Below are 15,795 nucleotides of genomic sequence, written 5' to 3'. Positions count from 1 at the left end.
CATATTGTGCGACACAACGCTGCTTATCGCCGACGGTGCCGAACCTTTTCGGTACGTTGCTGTCCAACCTCACCGGAACCCGTTTCTCCCATCGTTCGACCGACGCACTCCGGACGGGATCGCCCGCCCGGACCTTAGCTCTCAATGCCACTCTCGTCACGTTCGACGAGGATAGAGCATCAGGCACGGTCGATCACCCGCCGGTTGACACGGCTGCCGATCAGCAGCGCGAGAAGGGACAGCAGCGCGGCGGCTGCGCACCAGGCGCCGGGGATCGCCTTGTCGCCCGTCGCCCCGATCAGCGCGGTGCTGATCGCGGGGGTGAACCCACCGAAGATCGCGGTCGCCATGCTGTAGGCGAGGCTGAAGCCCACGGTGCGGACATGGCCCGGAATGATTTCCGTCAGATAGACGATGAACGCGCCGTTATAGGTGGCGTAGATCGCCGCGAGCGACAATTCGACCGTCAGCAGCTTGCCGAAAGTCGGCGCCGACACCAGCCAGCTCATCAGCGGATAGGCGAGCACCGCGCCCAGCAGCGTCGCGGCAATCAGCAGCGGGCGACGACCGATGCGGTCCGACAGCGCCCCCATCGCCGGCAGCAGGACGAAGTTGGCGATGCCCACGCATGCCGTGACGAACAATCCCTCTCCCGCGCCAAGGTTCAGCACCTTGCTGCCGAAGGTCGGCGTATAGGCGGTGATCATGTAGAAGAAGACGGTGGTCATGACTGCCATCAACGCGCCTTGAAGCACGATGCCCCAGTTGGCACCGATGATCCGCATGATCTCCGCGACCCTGGGATGCTCCTTGCGCTGAAGGAAAGCATCGGTTTCCTCGACATGACTTCGAATGACGAAGAGGAACGGGATCATGATGCAGCCGATAATGAACGGCACGCGCCAGCCCCAGGCCTGCATGGTTTCGGGCGGCAGGCTGGTCGACACGGCCAGGCCGATGAGCGCGGCGAAGACAACCGCCGCCTGCTGGCTGGCGGACTGCCACGACGTGAAGAAGCCCTTGCGGCCGGGGGGCGCGATCTCGTTCAGATAGACCGACACGCCGCCCACCTCGACCCCTGCCGACAGGCCCTGCACCAGTCGCCCGACCAGAATGATGAGCGGCGCGGCAAGCCCGATCTGCTCGTACGTCGGCGTCACCGCGATTGCGAGCGTGCCCAGCGCCATCAGGCCCAGCACCAGCAGCAGCCCTTTGCGGCGGCCATGACGATCGACATATGCGCCGAGGACCAGCGCGCCCACCGGTCGCATCAGGAACCCGGCGCCAAAGGTCATCAGCGTGAGGAGAAGCGAAGCGAACTCGCTGCCGGTCGGAAAAAACGCCTTCGAAATATAGGTGGCGTAATAACCGAACACCATGAAATCGAACATCTCCAGGAAATTGCCGCTGGCAACGATGAAGATGGATTTGAAAGCCGATTTCTTGCGGGCATCCGTGGCCTGGGACAGCTGTCCCGCAGCAGGCATGGGTGGGACGGTCATGGATTCCTCTTTTGCGAAGCAGGTTCGAGGCCGGTCTGCCGGATCGCGGCATGCGCCTTGGGAGACGAGAGATAGTCGAGCAGCGCGCGGGCCGGTTTCTGCCTGGTCGAATAGGACACGATGCCGCCGGAAAAAGGCGTTACCTTCTGGAGCGATTCGGGCAGCAAGCCGACGATGCGGATGCCCTTGACGGGCTTGAGCTCGGACAGTTGCTGAAATCCGATTTCCGCCTCGCCCCGGGCGACGATCCTGCCGACAGGCGTCGCGGGGATCATACGCCCCTTGGGGCGCACCTGGTCTGCGATGCCCAGCTTGTCGAGCATCGTCGTCTGGATATAGACGCCGCTGGCACTGTCCGACCAAGCGACCGATTTCGCCTTGAGCAGCGCCGATCGAACCGCCGCTTCGCTCGATATGTCGGGGACAGGCGCACCTTCCTTCACGGCGACGGCGATCTTGGACAGGCCGAGATCGACTTCCGTATCGCGCACGATTTGTCCGGCGTCGGCCAGCTTGTCGAGCGAGGGCCGCGCCAGGATAACCACGTCGACTGCCTCGCGCCGGGCGAGGCGCGCGGGGATGGCGTTGGCGGTATCGCCCATGGACGGCCCATGTCCGGTCACGATCTTCGTCCCCGTCTCGGCGCTATATTGTCGCGACAGCGCGTCGAAGGCGGCGCTGAAGCCGCCGGAGCTCAGGACATGCACTTCGTTGGCGGTCGCGGCGGGGGAGGTGGCCGGAACCGTGTGACATGCCGACACCAGCAGCGCCGCGACGGCGGACAATGTGGCTTTCGGCCGGTTGCCGCTTGAAAGCCTGTGGGGCCTCCTCATGCGCGGCCTGTTCCACATGTCTGCACCCTCGCTCTCCTTGCATTTTTCGATACCGGGCATCGCCGCCGTCGGCACCGTCCCTAGGCAACGATAGAAGCGCCGGTTGATGCATTTATCAAATGCAATAAATGGGGCAGCTTATGTGCAAGGCGCATTGAATGAAGAACGAAGCCGCTACACCCAGAGTTGTCTGGCCGATCATGCCCATCGGGATATGCGCCGCCCCGTCCACGCGGCTCCCCCCTATGCTTTCATCGTGCCCTTCAAACCTTCGCCCAGGCATCCTTCAGCAGGCTGACGAACCGCGCCGCAGCGGGCGAAATCGGCGCGGAAGGCCTTTTCAGAAGTCCGATGGTCCGCACGATGACGGGCTCGCCCAGCGGTCGCCAGACAAGATCGCGCGCATCCGGCCCTGCGCAGGCCAGCCGCGGCAGGATCGAGGGTCCCAGCCCCGCATCCACCAGCGCAAGCGCGGAGGTGAGGCGCGTCACTTCATAGAACCAGGTCAGGTCGATGCCATGCGCCGCCAGTCCCGCCTCCAGCGTGGTGCGGTTGCCGCTCGCCCGGTGCACGGTGATCAGGCGCCGGTCTGACAGGTCGCTCCAGGCGATATCGGGCATCGCGGCGAGCGGATCGTCCTTTCGGCAGATCAATCCGTAGGGATCGTCGTGAAGCGGTTCGTAGGCCAGATCGGAATCGCTCGATACCGGCAGTGACAGGCCGAATTCCGCTTCGCCCGTTCGCACTGCCTCCGCACATTCGGTTGCCGACAGGTCGAGGATGCGAACGCGGGTATTGCGATAATCCTCGCCAAACCGTTGCAGTACGTCAGGGAGAAAGCGAACCGTCGCGCTCGGCACGCTGGCAAGCGTGATCCGCCCCGCCTGTCGCTCTCCATCGGCCATGAGTCCGACCAGCGACCCGTCGAATTCGTCGAGCATACGGCGGACCAACGGCAGCACTTCCCGGCCCGCAGGGGTGACGCGCACATGGCGTGTGGTGCGATCTAACAAAATCGCTCCCACGGAATTTTCCAGCTTCTGGATCCGCCGACTGAGCGCGGGCTGGGACAGGTTCAGTTGCTGCGCGGCCCGCTGAAAACTGCGACCTTCGGCCACGGCCACCAGCGCCCTCAAATCCAGCAATTCGCAATTGATCACGCACTCGTCCTTCCGCCCGCATGGGGAGGGGGGAAGTCTATATCAATCGGATGGCCGATAAAGCCCCGCTTATTCCGCCGCCTGTGGCCAAAGATCAGGGGACAAGAGCGGCGGGTGTGTATCGCCGCTCATACCGTGCCCCCAACCGCGTCAGGATTTCATAGGATATCGTGCCCGCTTGCGCTGCAACGGCATCGACCGACTGGTGGGGGCCGATCAGTTCGACCGCGGCGCCGGGCTTTAAAAGAGCTTCTGGCACTCCGGTCACATCGACGGTCATGCTGTCCATCGAAATCCGGCCCACGATGGGCGCTGCATGTCCCCCGATGAAGACACGTCCTCGCCCGCTCAGGCTGCGTGGCCACCCGTCCGCGTAGCCGACGCCGATCGTCGCCAGCCGCGCCGGTGCGGCGAAGCGGTGCGTCATGCCATATCCCACGCTGTCCCCTGCCTCGACATCGCGCAACTGGACGACGCGGCTTTCCAGCGTCACGACGCGAGAAAGGCCGACACCGCTCGCCTGCGCGGCGGCACCATAAAGGACGATGCCGGAACGCACGATATCGCCGTGGTCGGGACGATCCATGAATGCGCCCCCCGAATTGTCGATCGACCGCAGCGCACCGGGAAAGTGCCTGGCTGCATCGGCGAAGCGCGCGAGTTGCGTCGCATTCATCGGATTGTCCGGCTCATCCGCGCAAGCGAAATGGCTCATAACCAGACGGACATCGATCCCAGCGATGAGCGTATCGTCGGCAACAATCCGGTCGAGTTCGCGGGGCGACAGGCCGAGCCGCGACATGCCGCTGTCCAGATGCAGCGCGGCGGGCAGCCGGCGGCCCAGCCGCCGCGCTTCGCCAGCCCAACCCGCGATCTGATCCAGCGAGTTGAGGACGGGGACAATCGCCTGCGCCGCGCACGCGCCTTCATCCCCCGGCATCAGCCCGTTGAGGACGAACAGATCGCAATCGGCATCGAGCAAGGGCCGCAGCGCCAGCGCTTCGCTCAGCATCGCGACAAAGAAATGGCGACACCCCGCCGCCGCGAGCGCCGGCGCGACGACATGGGCGCCAAGGCCATAGGCGTCGGCCTTCACGACACCGGCGACATGGGCATGGCCCACGCGACGTCCAAGCGCCCGATAATTGTCGATCAACGCGCCCAGGTCGATATGCAACGTCCCGGCGTACCCCGTCGCCATTCCCGCGCCGTTCATCGCTCCACTTCCTCAGGGGCGCCGCAGAGAGGCACACGTCGGGCCGGAGGCGATCTTGCAACGATGCGGCCCACCTCGTGACGATCCATTCACCCTGTCTATTCCCTGCGTGCCACTCGTCAATCAGGCGCCTGTCCGCGCCCGGCATCTGGTAGGTGACGCATGGAAGGATGACAAGTCGGCCGCATCTCTCGCTCGGGCTGCCTTTGCAAGCTGCTTGGCGATTAAGGCACGGACATGGTCGTCATGAAAGGCGCGTTCGGGTGGGATATTGCGCGTTGCGGTCCGCCCACCGGACTAAGCGGCGTGGAGCGTCGAGCGGCGCGTGCCATACCGGTTCTCCGGTTCCGGCAGCCCCAGATGCGCGCGAAAGGTTTCGCCCTCATAATCCTGCCGGAACAGCCCGCGGGCCTGAAGGATCGGGATCACCTTGTCCACGAACAGGTTTAGCTGGCCCGGCAACGGCTCGAAGATGACGAAGCCGTCCGCGGCTCCCTCCTCGAACCATGTCTGCAATTGGTCGGCGACGGTCTGGGGCGACCCGACGAACGCGCCGCGCGGCGTGGCGAGCCGTTCCGCGACCTGGCGCAGCGTCAGTTGTTCGGCCCGCACGTCTGCCAGGATGCGCAATGCGCCGCTTTGCTGGCTGTTGAACCCGATATGGGCGACATCGGGAAAGGGTGCGTCGAGATCATATTGCCGGAAATCATGATCGTTGAACGTGCGCGACAGGAAACCGAGGCCGGTTTCGATGGATTCGAGCGCCGCCAGTTCGCGATAGCGCGCCTCGGCGTCTTCGTCCGTGTCGCCGACGATCGGTGCGATGCCCGGCAGCACGAACAGCAGGTCGGGGTCGCGGCCAAAGCCCTTGGCACGCGCTTTCACGTCGGCAAGATAGGCCTGCCCTTCTTCACGGGTCGGCGCATGTGTGAAGATCACTTCGGCATGTCGCGCGGCGAAGCTGCGCCCATCCTCCGATGCGCCGGCCTGAAAGATCACGGGCTGCCCTTGCGGCGTGCGCTTGATGTTGAGCGGGCCGCGCACCTGGAAAAATTCGCCCTTATGGTCCAGCCGGTGCAGCCGGTCGGAATCGACGAAACGCCCGCTCTCCTTGTCACCGACGTGCGCGCCGTCTTCCCAGCTGTCCCACAGGCCCTTCACCACATCGAGATATTCAGCGGCGATGCGATAGCGGGTCGCGTGGGCGGGATGTTCGGCCTTGCTGAAATTGGCGGCAGTATCGCCGAGCCAGGAGGTAACGACGTTCCATCCTGCCCGCCCGCCGCTCAAATGATCGAGCGAGGCGAACTGGCGTGCGACGTTGAACGGCTCGGAATAGCTGACGGTCAGCGTGGCGACCAATCCGACGCGAGATGTGGTGGCGGCCAGCGCCGACAGGATGGTGATCGGTTCGAACCGGTTGAGGTAATGCGGGCTCGATTTTTCGGTAATCGACAGGCTGTCGGCGACGAACAGGAAATCGAACTTGCCGCGCTCCGCCGTGGCCGCCTGTCGCTGGTAATGCGCCAGACTGGTGCTCGCGCCGACATCGCGGTCGGGGTGACGCCAGTCGTTCCACGTACGGCCGACGCCGTGCAGGATGAAGCCGAGCTTGATGTGCGGGGATTTCGCCATGGGACTGCCCTTTCGTGCGAAGAAGAGGGCGAAAGGATAGGGGCAGGCGGCGTCCCGCGACCAACGCGAAGTCGTGCGGACGTTATGACTTGGGCAAATAGTTGCGCGGGATCACAGCCCCGCTGCCTCGACCCAATGGGCATGGCTGATTTCCCGTGCCAGCGTCCAGACCTGCCGCCGGATATCGGGCACCGCGACGATCTCCCAATGCGCACCGCGCGTCATAGGCCCGGCGACGCGCAGCCTGTCCTGTGCCGCGCCGGACATGTCCACCGCGCGGCACTGGCGATCGACATCGATGCCGATCGCCAGCGGATCGGGGCGGATCGCACCCCGCTTCGTCAGCGCGCGCAACAGCGGATCGCGGGTCCGGCGCAGGTCGCCGAGCGGGCCGGTGCAGTTCACGACGCGTGCAAAGCGCCGCCATGCGATCGCGTCGCCGCCGCGCGACCGGAGCGCGACCGCGATCCGCTCCGCCTCCGGCCGCACTTCGACGATCCGTGCCGCCTCGATCTCCAGTCGTCCCGCGTCCTGCATCGCCGCCAGCCTGGCCGCGACCGCCGGGGCGATGCGATGGCGATGCACGTCCCAATAGGGCCTCAGGTGCCGCAGGAACCGCGCGCGCTCCTGCGCGCTCGCGCTGCGCCACAGGTCCTGGGTAAAGGGGCGCAGCTCGTCCACCGCCGCGCGCCAGCCGGTTTCCAGCGCCCGCGCACGCACCTGCCGCACCAGCTGGGACGCCGATCCCGTCGGCCTTTCGGGAAGGGGCGTTCCCATCGACACCGGCGCATGGGCGTGGGGCATCAGGCCGCGCCGCGATATGGCGACGATCTGCCCGGCAAATCCCGACGATTGAAGGCTGAGCGCACAATCGATTGCCGTGAGGCCGCTGCCCAGCAGCAGTACGTCGTCCTGCCGCTCGAGACCCTCGCTCAACCGCGCCGCCCAGGGATCGTCGATATAGGCCGGGTGCGACAGATCCGCAAAGGGCGGCAGATCGTGCGGCGGCAGGTTCCCCGGCGCAATGACGGCAATATCCGCCTCCACTCTTTCGCCCGATCCCAGGCTTACCGTCGCGGCGCCGGTCGTTTGCTGGATGTCGACCGCTTCCGCCTCGATCAGGCGCAACCGTGCGCCGGCATCCCTCGCCGCTTCGTCCAGCAACGCACGAAGATAGAGGCCATAGGTCCCGCGCGTCGCGAAACTCGCATCCTGTCCGCCCTGACGCGCCTTCAGCCAGTCGGCGAAATGGCCGGGGCGGTCGGGCAGGGCGCTCATATTGGCGGCGCGCACGTTCAGCAGATGGTCGTCCTGCGCCGCGCCATAGGCAAGCCCGCGCCCCAGCCTGTCGTGCCGCCGCTCGATCAGCGTCACATGTGCGTCGCCATGACGCAGCAGGTTGATCGCCAACAGCGTCCCGGTGAAGCCCCCGCCGACAATGGCGACATGGTCTGCGATCAGCATCGATCAAGCTTTTCTAATGGATCGGTCAGCATTGCTTGTGAGACATATCTCTACTAGCCCGATAGATAAATAGCTGTTGCGATGTTTTTTGGAGATGCGACTCGATGTCATCCCTGCGATCTCTTCTGGCCGGATGGCGCCGCTGGAAAGAGGCGGCGGCCCGCGAACTGCTGCGCGATCCCGACGTGGTCCTGTTCGAACGCGCAGGCGGCCCCCTGCATGACGGGCAAGGCGATCGTGACCGCTGACGCCGTTTCGCGCCGCCTGTTCCTGAGCGGCACCGCCTCGGCCTGCCTCATGCTGTCGGCATGCGGGGCGGGCGGCGGGGGGCGACCGACGCTGCGTGTCTCCGTCACCGGCAAGGGGGACAGCGACACCCGACTGCTCTTCAAGGTGGCGGGGATCAAGGCCGAAGGGTTCGATATCGCCTATAGCGAATTTCAGTCGGGCCATCTGGTGATCGAGGCGTTGAACGGCGGATCGCTCGACTTCGGGGGGATGAGCGAGATCCCGCCCATCTTCGCCGCCGCCTCCACCATCCAGAGCTTCCGCCAGATCGCGGTGGTCCATGGCGACGTCAATAATCAGGCCGTGATCGTCCCCAAAGGATCGCGGGCGAAGAGCATCGCCGATCTCAAGGGTAAGCGGGTCGGCTATGTGCGCGCCACCACATCGCAATATTTCCTCATTCGCATGTTGGAAGAAGTCGGCCTTGGCTGGGACGACATCAGGCCGGTCGCCATGGGCGTCAGCGACGGCGCGGCGGCCTTCGCGCAAGGCGCGCTCGACGCATGGGCGATCTACGGCTTTCCGATCCAGCGCGCGATCGCGACCGAGGGTGCGCGCATCCTGCGCACCGCCCAGGGCATCCTGTCCGGCAATTATCTGGTCGCGGCGCATGTCGATGCGCTGGCCGATCCGACCAGGGCACGGATCATCGGCGACTATCTCGGCCTCTTGCGCAGGGCCTATTCCTGGGCGGCGGCGCATCAGGACGAATGGGCGCGGATCGTGTCGCAGGATATCGGCGTGCCGCTCGCCTATGTCCAGGACCAGTTCCGCCGCAAAAGCGCGAACTATGAACTGCGTCCGGTGACGTCCGACGCCATCGCATCGCAGCAGAAGGTCGCCGACCTGTTCCACGCGCAAAAGCTGCTTCCCCGGCCCGTCGACGTTCGTCCGCTCTGGGACGATCGCTTCCATTCCGTCCTCGTTCGAAAAGGCTGATCGTCATGGCCACCCGCCTCGCGCCCCCGCAAACCGAAGCCCCCGCGCTCACCGACGCCTATCTGGACTGGCTGACGCAGGAACTGGCCTCCCATGCCGAAGCCTGCGACCGCAGCGCCGAATTTCCGCGAGCGCCCTTCGATCTGCTGGCGCGCGAGGGGCTGATCGGCCTTACCGTCCGCCGCGAACTGGGCGGGCGCGGAGCGGACCTGACAGAAGCGCTGCGCGTGCTGGGCGCGGTGGCGAAGGGTGAGCCCTCGACCGCGCTGATCCTGTTCATGACCTATCATTATCACGCCAGCCCCCATCGCGCGCAGGGCTGGCCCGCCGGAATCTACGAAGCGCTGGCCGCCGATGCCGTCGCGGGGCGGGGACTGATCGGCGGGCTGCGAGTCGAACCGGAACTCGGCACGCCGGTGCGCGGCGGCCTTCCCGCGACGACCGCCCGGCGGACCGCCGACGGTTGGGCGATCAGCGGCACGAAAATCTATTCGACCGGATCGACCGGTCTCGACTGGTATTCGGTCTGGGCCCGCACCGACGAGGACGCGCCGCGCGTCGGCAATTTTCTGGTAAGAGCGGGCAGCCCCGGCGTCGTGATCGAGCCTGCCTGGGATCATCTGGGGATGCGGGCGACCGTCAGCCACGCCGTTCACTTCACCGATACCCCGACCCCGCTCGACCATGCGGTCGATATCCGCCTGCCTGAACAATGGGCGACAGGGGCTGGCGACACGGGTCTCGCCATATGGAACGCGCTTGCCATATCGACCATCTACGACGGCGTGGCCCGTGCTGCGCGCGACTGGCTGACGCGCTACCTTAACGACCGCAGGCCTTCGAACCTCGGCGCGTCGCTCGCCACCCTGCCGCGCGTGCAGGAGAAATTCGGCGAGATCGAGGCCCTGCTTCAGGTGAATGCGACGTTGATCCGCGATGCCGCCACGCGCTACGACGGAGGCGATCCGCCCACCGCGATCGCGGTCAACAGCGTCAAGCATGTCGTCACCGCCAATGCCATCCGCGCGGTCGAGATCGGCCTCGAACTCACCGGCAATCCCGGCCTCAGTCGCAACAATCCGCTGGAACGCCATTATCGCGACATATTGTGCAGCCGCATCCATTCGCCGCAGACCGACACGATCCTTCTGGCCGCCGGTCGCGCTGCTTTGGGGCAATAGCCATGTCGCTCATCATCGCTAGCCAACTCGACGCGGAATTCAACAGGGGGCTGGGGCAGCATCCGGTCGCGCCGGTCGTGATCGACGTGGCCGAGGACGAACCGTGGACCGCAGCGGCGGAGGCCGATCTGCTGCTCGTCCGCCCGTCACCTGCCTGGCGACAGCCACGCGTAGCGCGACCTTCCGTGTGGCCGGGGCGGCTCCAATGGGTCTATAGCGCATCGGCAGGCATCGATTTCTATCCGGACTGGCTGCTCGACGCACCGCTCGTCACCTGCGGTCGCGGCGTGGCATCGGACGAAATCGCCGATTATGTCATCGCGGCCATCTACGCTCATGCCAAGAATCTGGACGCCGTCACGGCCCGCTCCCGCGCGCAATGGATACAGGCGCCGCTGGGGCGGGTGTCGGGCACCACCGTGGGCATCGTCGGCCTGGGCGCCATCGGTCGGGCCGTGGCTCGCCGCGTGCTCGCGCTCGATGCGCAGGTGGTCGCGCTGCGCCGGTCGGGCGCGCAGACGGGCACCGGCGGGGTCGAATTGCTCGCCGACCTGCCCACGCTGGTCGCGCGCGCCGACCATATCGTCATCGCCGTTCCAGCCACGCCCCATACGCGCCATCTCTTCGACGACGCGCTGCTCGCCTGTGTGAGGCCCGGCGCGCATATCGTCAACGTCGCGCGAGGATCGGTGGTCGATCAGGATGCCCTGATCCGCGCGCTCGACCGCACGGACGGGCCGGGCTTCGCCACGCTCGACGTGACCGATCCCGAACCGCTGCCGGACGGGCACCGGCTCTACACCCATCCCAAGGTGCGGTTGACGCCGCATATCTCCAGCAATTACGCCTCGGTGCGCCATCGGCTGCTGGAAAAGGTGCGAGACGACATCACGCGCTTCGTGCGCGGGGAAACGCCGTCCGACGTCGTCGATCCCGCGCGCGGCTATTGATGCCGCTACGGCCCTAAAGCGCCTCGACCGTCTCGTGTGCCAGTTCGGCCAGTCGCTGGGCCGCGTTGTCGAGCGTGTCGCCGGTGCGCAGGATCGCGGCGACATGCGGCAACGCGGGGAGCCTCTCATGCACCAGCGTCGCATCGTCGCCGATGAACAGATGCGTGCGGCAGGTAATGCCCAGGCCCGCCCCGACGGCGGCCTTGAGCGTCGCGAGATTGGGCGTCTCGACCGCGATCCGCCATGGCAGCCCCGCATCGTCCAGCCCCCGGATCGCCGCCTCGCGGAACCGGCACGGTTCCTCCAGCACGGCCAGCGGAATGACGCTGCGGTCGGCCAGCACGGCGTCGCCATACCAGCTCATCGGCGCGACCGTCACGGCGGACGGGTCGCTGGGCGCGGCAAAGCCGAGCAGGATGTCCAGTTCCCTTCGATCCAGCAGCGCCTGCAACTCCGCCGTGCCCGCGACCCGCGCATAGATTTGCGCGTCGGGGTGCAGTTCGGCAAAGCGCGAAAGCAGCCCCGACAGCAGCGTATCGGCAAAATCCTGCACCATGCCGATCCGTGCCGGCCCGGCGAAGCGCCCGGCGCTGACCGCGGCCACTGCCTCGTCGTGGAGCAGCAAGACGCGCCGCGCGTAATCGAGCATCACCTCGCCCGCCGCCGTCAGGTTGAGCCGCCGCCCGTCGCGCAGGAACAGGCTTTGCTGCACCAGTTCCTCCAGTCGCTTGATCTGAAGGCTTAGTGCCGATTGCGTCACGAACACCTTTTCCGATGCGTTGAGCATCGATCCGGTATCGACGATAGCGACGAAGCTGCGCAGCAGGTTGGTAGGAAGATTGACCGGCACGGCGGGCCTTTCTGCAAGAAACAGGGATGGATCGACCCGGTGCCGGGAACGACGCCATCTATCGCCCATGCTCATATATCAATCAAAAAAGTAGAGATTGGCCACGGCCAATGAAATCTACGCCCAAAGGATCACGTTACCGAAATCCGCCATTTTACGCGTCGAACGGAGCCTTACCGACGCCCGACCGCGCGCTATAAACATCGCTCATAAGTCGCAGCGAAAAAACTTAATTGAATTGGTAGAGAATAAATGGTGAGCCTTGGGGAACCCGAACGAGGACCCCGATATGGCGAGCGCCGCAATCGACACGTCAAACAGGATACGCCCCGGATTTTCACTGTCGCGCTTTGGCGGTCGCTGGCTGTCGCCGCTGCTGCTGCTCTTGCTGTGGGAACTGGGTTCGCGCAGCGGCCTGATCCCCGAACGCACGCTTGCCGCACCCTCTGCGGTGATCGGGACGCTGGTGGAAATGCTGGTGTCCGGTGAATTGCCGTCCAACCTCCTCGTCTCCTTCGCCCGAGTCGCTGCCGGTCTGGCGATCGGCGTAGCCCTGGGGCTCGTGCTCGGCCTTGTGTCGGGCCTGTCCCGCAATGGCGAACTGGCGGTCGATCCGCTCATGCAGATCAAGCGCACCATCCCTGCCCTGGCGCTGACGCCGTTGTTCATCGTCTGGTTCGGAATCGGTGAAACGCCCAAGGTGGCGCTGATCGCCTTCGCCACGATCTTTCCCGTCTACCTCAATCTCTACAGCGGCATCCGCAGCGTCGATCCGCGCCTGCTCGACGCCGCCAAAAGCTTCGGGCTGACCCGGGCCGAGCAAGTCTGGCATGTCGTGCTGCCCTCGGCGCTGCCTTCGCTGCTGGTCGGGCTGCGCTACGCCCTTTCTGTCTCGATCCTGGTTCTTGTCGTCGCCGAACAGATCAACGCGTCGGCGGGCCTTGGATACCTCATCAACAACGCCCGCGATTTCATGCGGACGGACATCATCGTCGTATGCCTCATGGTCTACGCCATCCTCGGCCTGGGTGCCGACTGGCTGGTCCGTGCCCTCGAAGCGCGCGCCCTCGTTTGGCGCCCCAGCATTACGGAGCAATAAGCATGGACGCTCGCCTCGGTTTCGCCACGGTCGACACCGCCATCCACCACGCCCATCCTCATCCCGAACCGGTCGTGCGCCTGCGCGGCTTCACCCGCCGCTTCGGACCGACGGCCGTCATCGACGGGCTGGACCTCGACATCGCGCCCGGCGAATTCATCGCGCTCCTGGGTCGCTCCGGCTCCGGCAAGACCACGCTGCTGCGCACCCTTGCCGGTCTCGACGAAGTGCGGGGGCAGGATGTCGAGGTGCCCGACAGCCGCGCTGTCGTGTTCCAGGACGCGCGCCTGTTGCCGTGGAAGCCGGTGTGGAAGAATGTGGGCCTCGGCCTCAAGGGCGATATCCGCCCCCGCGCCGAAGCGGCGCTGCGCGAAGTGGGCCTTGGCCACCGCATCGACGCCTGGCCGCTCACTCTGTCGGGCGGGGAGGCGCAGCGCGCTGCGCTCGCCCGCGCGCTGGTGCGCGAACCCCGCCTGCTCCTGCTCGACGAACCCTTCGCGGCGCTCGACGCGCTGACCCGATACCGGATGCACGACCTTGTCCTGTCGCTCTGGCGCGCGCATCGCCCCGCCGTGCTGATCGTCACTCACGATGTCGAGGAAGCGATCGCGCTTGCCGACCGCGTGCTCGTGCTCGACCGGGGCCGGATCGTCGCGGAAGAGCGCATTGCCGCGCCTCGCGGCGAACGCGCCAGCTTCTCCGCTCGCCTGCGCGACACGCTGCTGTCCCATCTGGGCGGCGACGACCCGCGCATCCTGCCCTTCGCCCCCACCCTGGAAGCGGCGGAATGACGGCACTCGCCGCCCTCGAACGCCCGACGGACACGGCGCGCCTGCGCGGTTTCGTGACGGCCTTCGCCGATCTTCTCGCCGCCACGCGCGACGAACGAGCGATCCTGGACAGCGGCAGCGCGCTCCTTGCGCGCCTGATCGCCGACGACGCATGGCTGCCCGACGCCTTCGCCCGGCCCGATCCCGACCGCTACCAGCAATATCTCCTCCATTGCGACAGCCGCGAACGCTTCAGTGTCGTCAGTTTCGTGTGGGGGCCGGGCCAGTCGACCCCGATCCACGATCACAGCGTCTGGGGCCTCGTCGGCGTGCTGCGCGGGGCCGAGAAGGTGGAGCGGTTCCGCCGCGCGCCGTCAGGCGCGCTGGTGGCGGAGGGAGAGGAGCTGTTGCAGGCAGGCACGGTGGACGCCTTCTCGCCGCGCGGCGGGGACATCCACCGCGTGACCAACGCCCTTGCCGACCGCCCCTCCGTCAGTATCCACGTCTATGGCGCGAACATCGGTGCGGTGGAGCGCGCGACCTATGCGCCCGACGGCACGTCCAAATCCTTCATCTCGGGATACGCCAATCGCGTCATCCCCAACCTCTGGGACAGATCGAGACAGCCATGACCACCGACACGCTTTCCCGTATCCAGCTATCGACCCCGCAGGACATCCGCCGCGCGCTGCTGATCGGCAGCGAAATCGCGCTTATCGACGTGCGGGAGGAGCATGAGTTCGCCCAGGGGCACCCGCTCTTTGCCGCACAGATCCCGCTGCGCCGCATCGACGAGGAAGCGCGCTGGCGCATCCCGCGGCTTGCCACGCCCATTGTCGTCTACGACGATGGCGAAGGGCTCGCGCGCAAGGCCGCCGTCCGGCTGGAGGCGCTGGGCTACACCGACGTGCGGGAATTGGAGGGCGGCCTTTCGGGCTGGCGCGGCGCGGGATACGAACTGTTCGAGGACGTGAACAGTTACAGCAAGGCGTTCGGCGAACTGGTCGAACATCGCCGCCACACCCCCAGCCTTCCCGCCGAGGAAGTGCAGGCGCTGATCCGCGAAAAGGCCGACATTCGCATTCTCGACGCCCGCCGTTACGACGAATATCATACGATGAGCATCCCCACCGGCACCAGCGTGCCGGGCGCGGAGCTTGCGTTGCACGCGCGCACCGTCGCGCCGGATCCCGACACCACGATCATCGTCAACTGCGCAGGCCGCACCCGGTCGATCATCGGTGCGCAGTCGTTGGTGAACGCAGGCGTCCCCAACAGGGTCTATGCCCTTCGCAACGGCACCATCGGCTGGACGCTGGCGGGGCAGGAGCTTGAAACCGGCCAGACCCGCGCCGCGCCGGAGGTGGACGCCGCCGCAACGCAGGAAGCGCGCATCCACGCCCGCGACGTCGCCTATCGCGCAGGCGTGAAACGCATCGGCTGGGATGAGCTGGAGGCGCTCAGGGCGGACACCGCACGCACGCTCTACCTCTATGACGTGCGCCAGCCGCGCGAATATGAAAGCGGCCATCTCCCGGGCTTTCGCAATGCGCAGGGCGGCCAGCTGGTGCAGGAAACCGACCATAACGCCCCGGTGCGCGGCGCACGCATCGTCGTGACCGATCCCACCGGCGTGCGCGCCGACATGACCGCATCCTGGCTCGCACAGCTGGGATGGGACGTCCATGTGCTCGACGTCGACTGGTCGGCGGTCGCGCTGGAGCGCGGGTCGGACGGCGCCCCGCCGCCCCGTGGCCCGGAGGGCCGCTACAAGCGCCCCTATGAAGGCACCGATAACAAGGCCGCCGCGATGCAGGCCTATCTCGACTGGGAATATGGCCTTGTCGCGCAGTTGGAGCGCGACGGCACCCACGGCTTCTTCGTCATCTGATCTTCTAGCAAGGGAGG

15 protein-coding genes are annotated in these 15,795 nt (G+C 66.1%); 8 read left to right on the top strand and 7 right to left on the bottom strand.

Annotated features, from left to right (window positions below; translation table 11 throughout):
• Positions 1-179: 179 nt before the first annotated feature.
• The 6 genes from DI606_RS03975 to DI606_RS03950 all read right to left on the bottom strand — a co-directional run bounded on the left by DI606_RS03975 (position 180) and on the right by DI606_RS03950 (position 7,810).
• On the bottom strand, positions 180-1,502 hold the full coding sequence (locus tag DI606_RS03975; RefSeq protein WP_293979949.1) for an MFS transporter: 1,323 nt from the start codon (positions 1,500-1,502) through the stop codon (positions 180-182).
• On the bottom strand, positions 1,499-2,335 hold the full coding sequence (locus DI606_RS03970; protein WP_293979947.1) for a substrate-binding domain-containing protein: 837 nt from the start codon (positions 2,333-2,335) through the stop codon (positions 1,499-1,501). The genes DI606_RS03975 and DI606_RS03970 overlap by 4 nt, the downstream gene beginning before the upstream one ends.
• 263 nt (positions 2,336-2,598) lie before the next feature.
• On the bottom strand, positions 2,599-3,495 hold the full coding sequence (locus tag DI606_RS03965) for a LysR family transcriptional regulator (RefSeq protein ID WP_293979945.1): 897 nt from the start codon (positions 3,493-3,495) through the stop codon (positions 2,599-2,601).
• Between the two features lie 94 nt (positions 3,496-3,589).
• Positions 3,590-4,711, bottom strand: a complete 1,122-nt coding sequence (gene alr, locus DI606_RS03960; RefSeq protein ID WP_293979943.1) for an alanine racemase — start codon at positions 4,709-4,711, stop codon at positions 3,590-3,592.
• Between the two features lie 297 nt (positions 4,712-5,008).
• Entirely contained in the window at positions 5,009-6,346 is a 1,338-nt protein-coding gene (locus DI606_RS03955; RefSeq protein ID WP_293979928.1) for an LLM class flavin-dependent oxidoreductase, read from the bottom strand.
• A 111-nt stretch (positions 6,347-6,457) separates the two neighbouring features.
• A complete protein-coding gene (locus DI606_RS03950) occupies positions 6,458-7,810 on the bottom strand; it encodes an FAD/NAD(P)-binding protein (protein WP_293979926.1) in 1,353 nt (450 codons plus the stop codon).
• A 104-nt stretch (positions 7,811-7,914) separates the two neighbouring features.
• Here DI606_RS03950 and DI606_RS03945 point away from each other — a divergent pair, with 104 nt between their 5' ends.
• Genes DI606_RS03945 through DI606_RS03930 form a run of 4 tightly spaced genes read left to right on the top strand, consistent with a single transcriptional unit; the run spans position 7,915 to position 11,168 of the window.
• Positions 7,915-8,058, top strand: coding sequence for a hypothetical protein (locus DI606_RS03945; protein WP_293979924.1), 144 nt, complete (start codon positions 7,915-7,917; stop codon positions 8,056-8,058).
• Entirely contained in the window at positions 8,030-9,037 is a 1,008-nt protein-coding gene (locus DI606_RS03940) for an ABC transporter substrate-binding protein (protein ID WP_293979922.1), read from the top strand. Before DI606_RS03945 ends, DI606_RS03940 begins: the two co-directional genes overlap by 29 nt.
• Positions 9,038-9,042: 5 nt before the next feature.
• A complete protein-coding gene (locus DI606_RS03935; RefSeq protein ID WP_293979920.1) occupies positions 9,043-10,218 on the top strand; it encodes an acyl-CoA dehydrogenase family protein in 1,176 nt (391 codons plus the stop codon).
• A 2-nt stretch (positions 10,219-10,220) separates the two neighbouring features.
• Positions 10,221-11,168 carry an NAD(P)-dependent oxidoreductase gene (locus tag DI606_RS03930; RefSeq protein ID WP_293979918.1) on the top strand — a complete coding sequence of 316 codons (948 nt, stop codon included), beginning with the start codon at positions 10,221-10,223 and terminating at the stop codon, positions 11,166-11,168.
• Between the two features lie 13 nt (positions 11,169-11,181).
• On the opposite strand, the gene DI606_RS03925 is transcribed toward DI606_RS03930, so the two are convergent.
• Positions 11,182-12,018 (bottom strand): LysR substrate-binding domain-containing protein, encoded by an 837-nt coding sequence (locus tag DI606_RS03925; RefSeq protein WP_293979991.1) that lies wholly within the window; start codon positions 12,016-12,018, stop codon positions 11,182-11,184.
• 289 nt (positions 12,019-12,307) lie between these two features.
• Between DI606_RS03925 and DI606_RS03920 the strand changes: the two genes are divergently transcribed.
• From DI606_RS03920 to DI606_RS03905, 4 genes are read left to right on the top strand one after another with little or no spacing between them, the layout of a single operon-like run.
• A complete protein-coding gene (locus DI606_RS03920; protein WP_293979916.1) occupies positions 12,308-13,117 on the top strand; it encodes an ABC transporter permease in 810 nt (269 codons plus the stop codon).
• Between the two features lie 2 nt (positions 13,118-13,119).
• On the top strand, positions 13,120-13,908 hold the full coding sequence (locus DI606_RS03915) for an ABC transporter ATP-binding protein (RefSeq protein WP_293979915.1): 789 nt from the start codon (positions 13,120-13,122) through the stop codon (positions 13,906-13,908).
• On the top strand, positions 13,905-14,519 hold the full coding sequence (locus DI606_RS03910) for a cysteine dioxygenase (protein WP_293979914.1): 615 nt from the start codon (positions 13,905-13,907) through the stop codon (positions 14,517-14,519). The genes DI606_RS03915 and DI606_RS03910 overlap by 4 nt, the downstream gene beginning before the upstream one ends.
• On the top strand, positions 14,516-15,778 hold the full coding sequence (locus tag DI606_RS03905; protein WP_293979912.1) for a rhodanese-like domain-containing protein: 1,263 nt from the start codon (positions 14,516-14,518) through the stop codon (positions 15,776-15,778). Before DI606_RS03910 ends, DI606_RS03905 begins: the two co-directional genes overlap by 4 nt.
• The last annotated feature ends 17 nt before the right edge of the window (positions 15,779-15,795 follow it).

The organism is Sphingobium sp., assembly GCF_003248505.1.
Classification (GTDB): Bacteria; Pseudomonadota; Alphaproteobacteria; order Sphingomonadales; family Sphingomonadaceae; genus Sphingobium.
The sequence above is the reverse complement of the archived record's forward strand: the minus strand, read 5'-3'. Positions and strand labels throughout refer to the sequence as shown.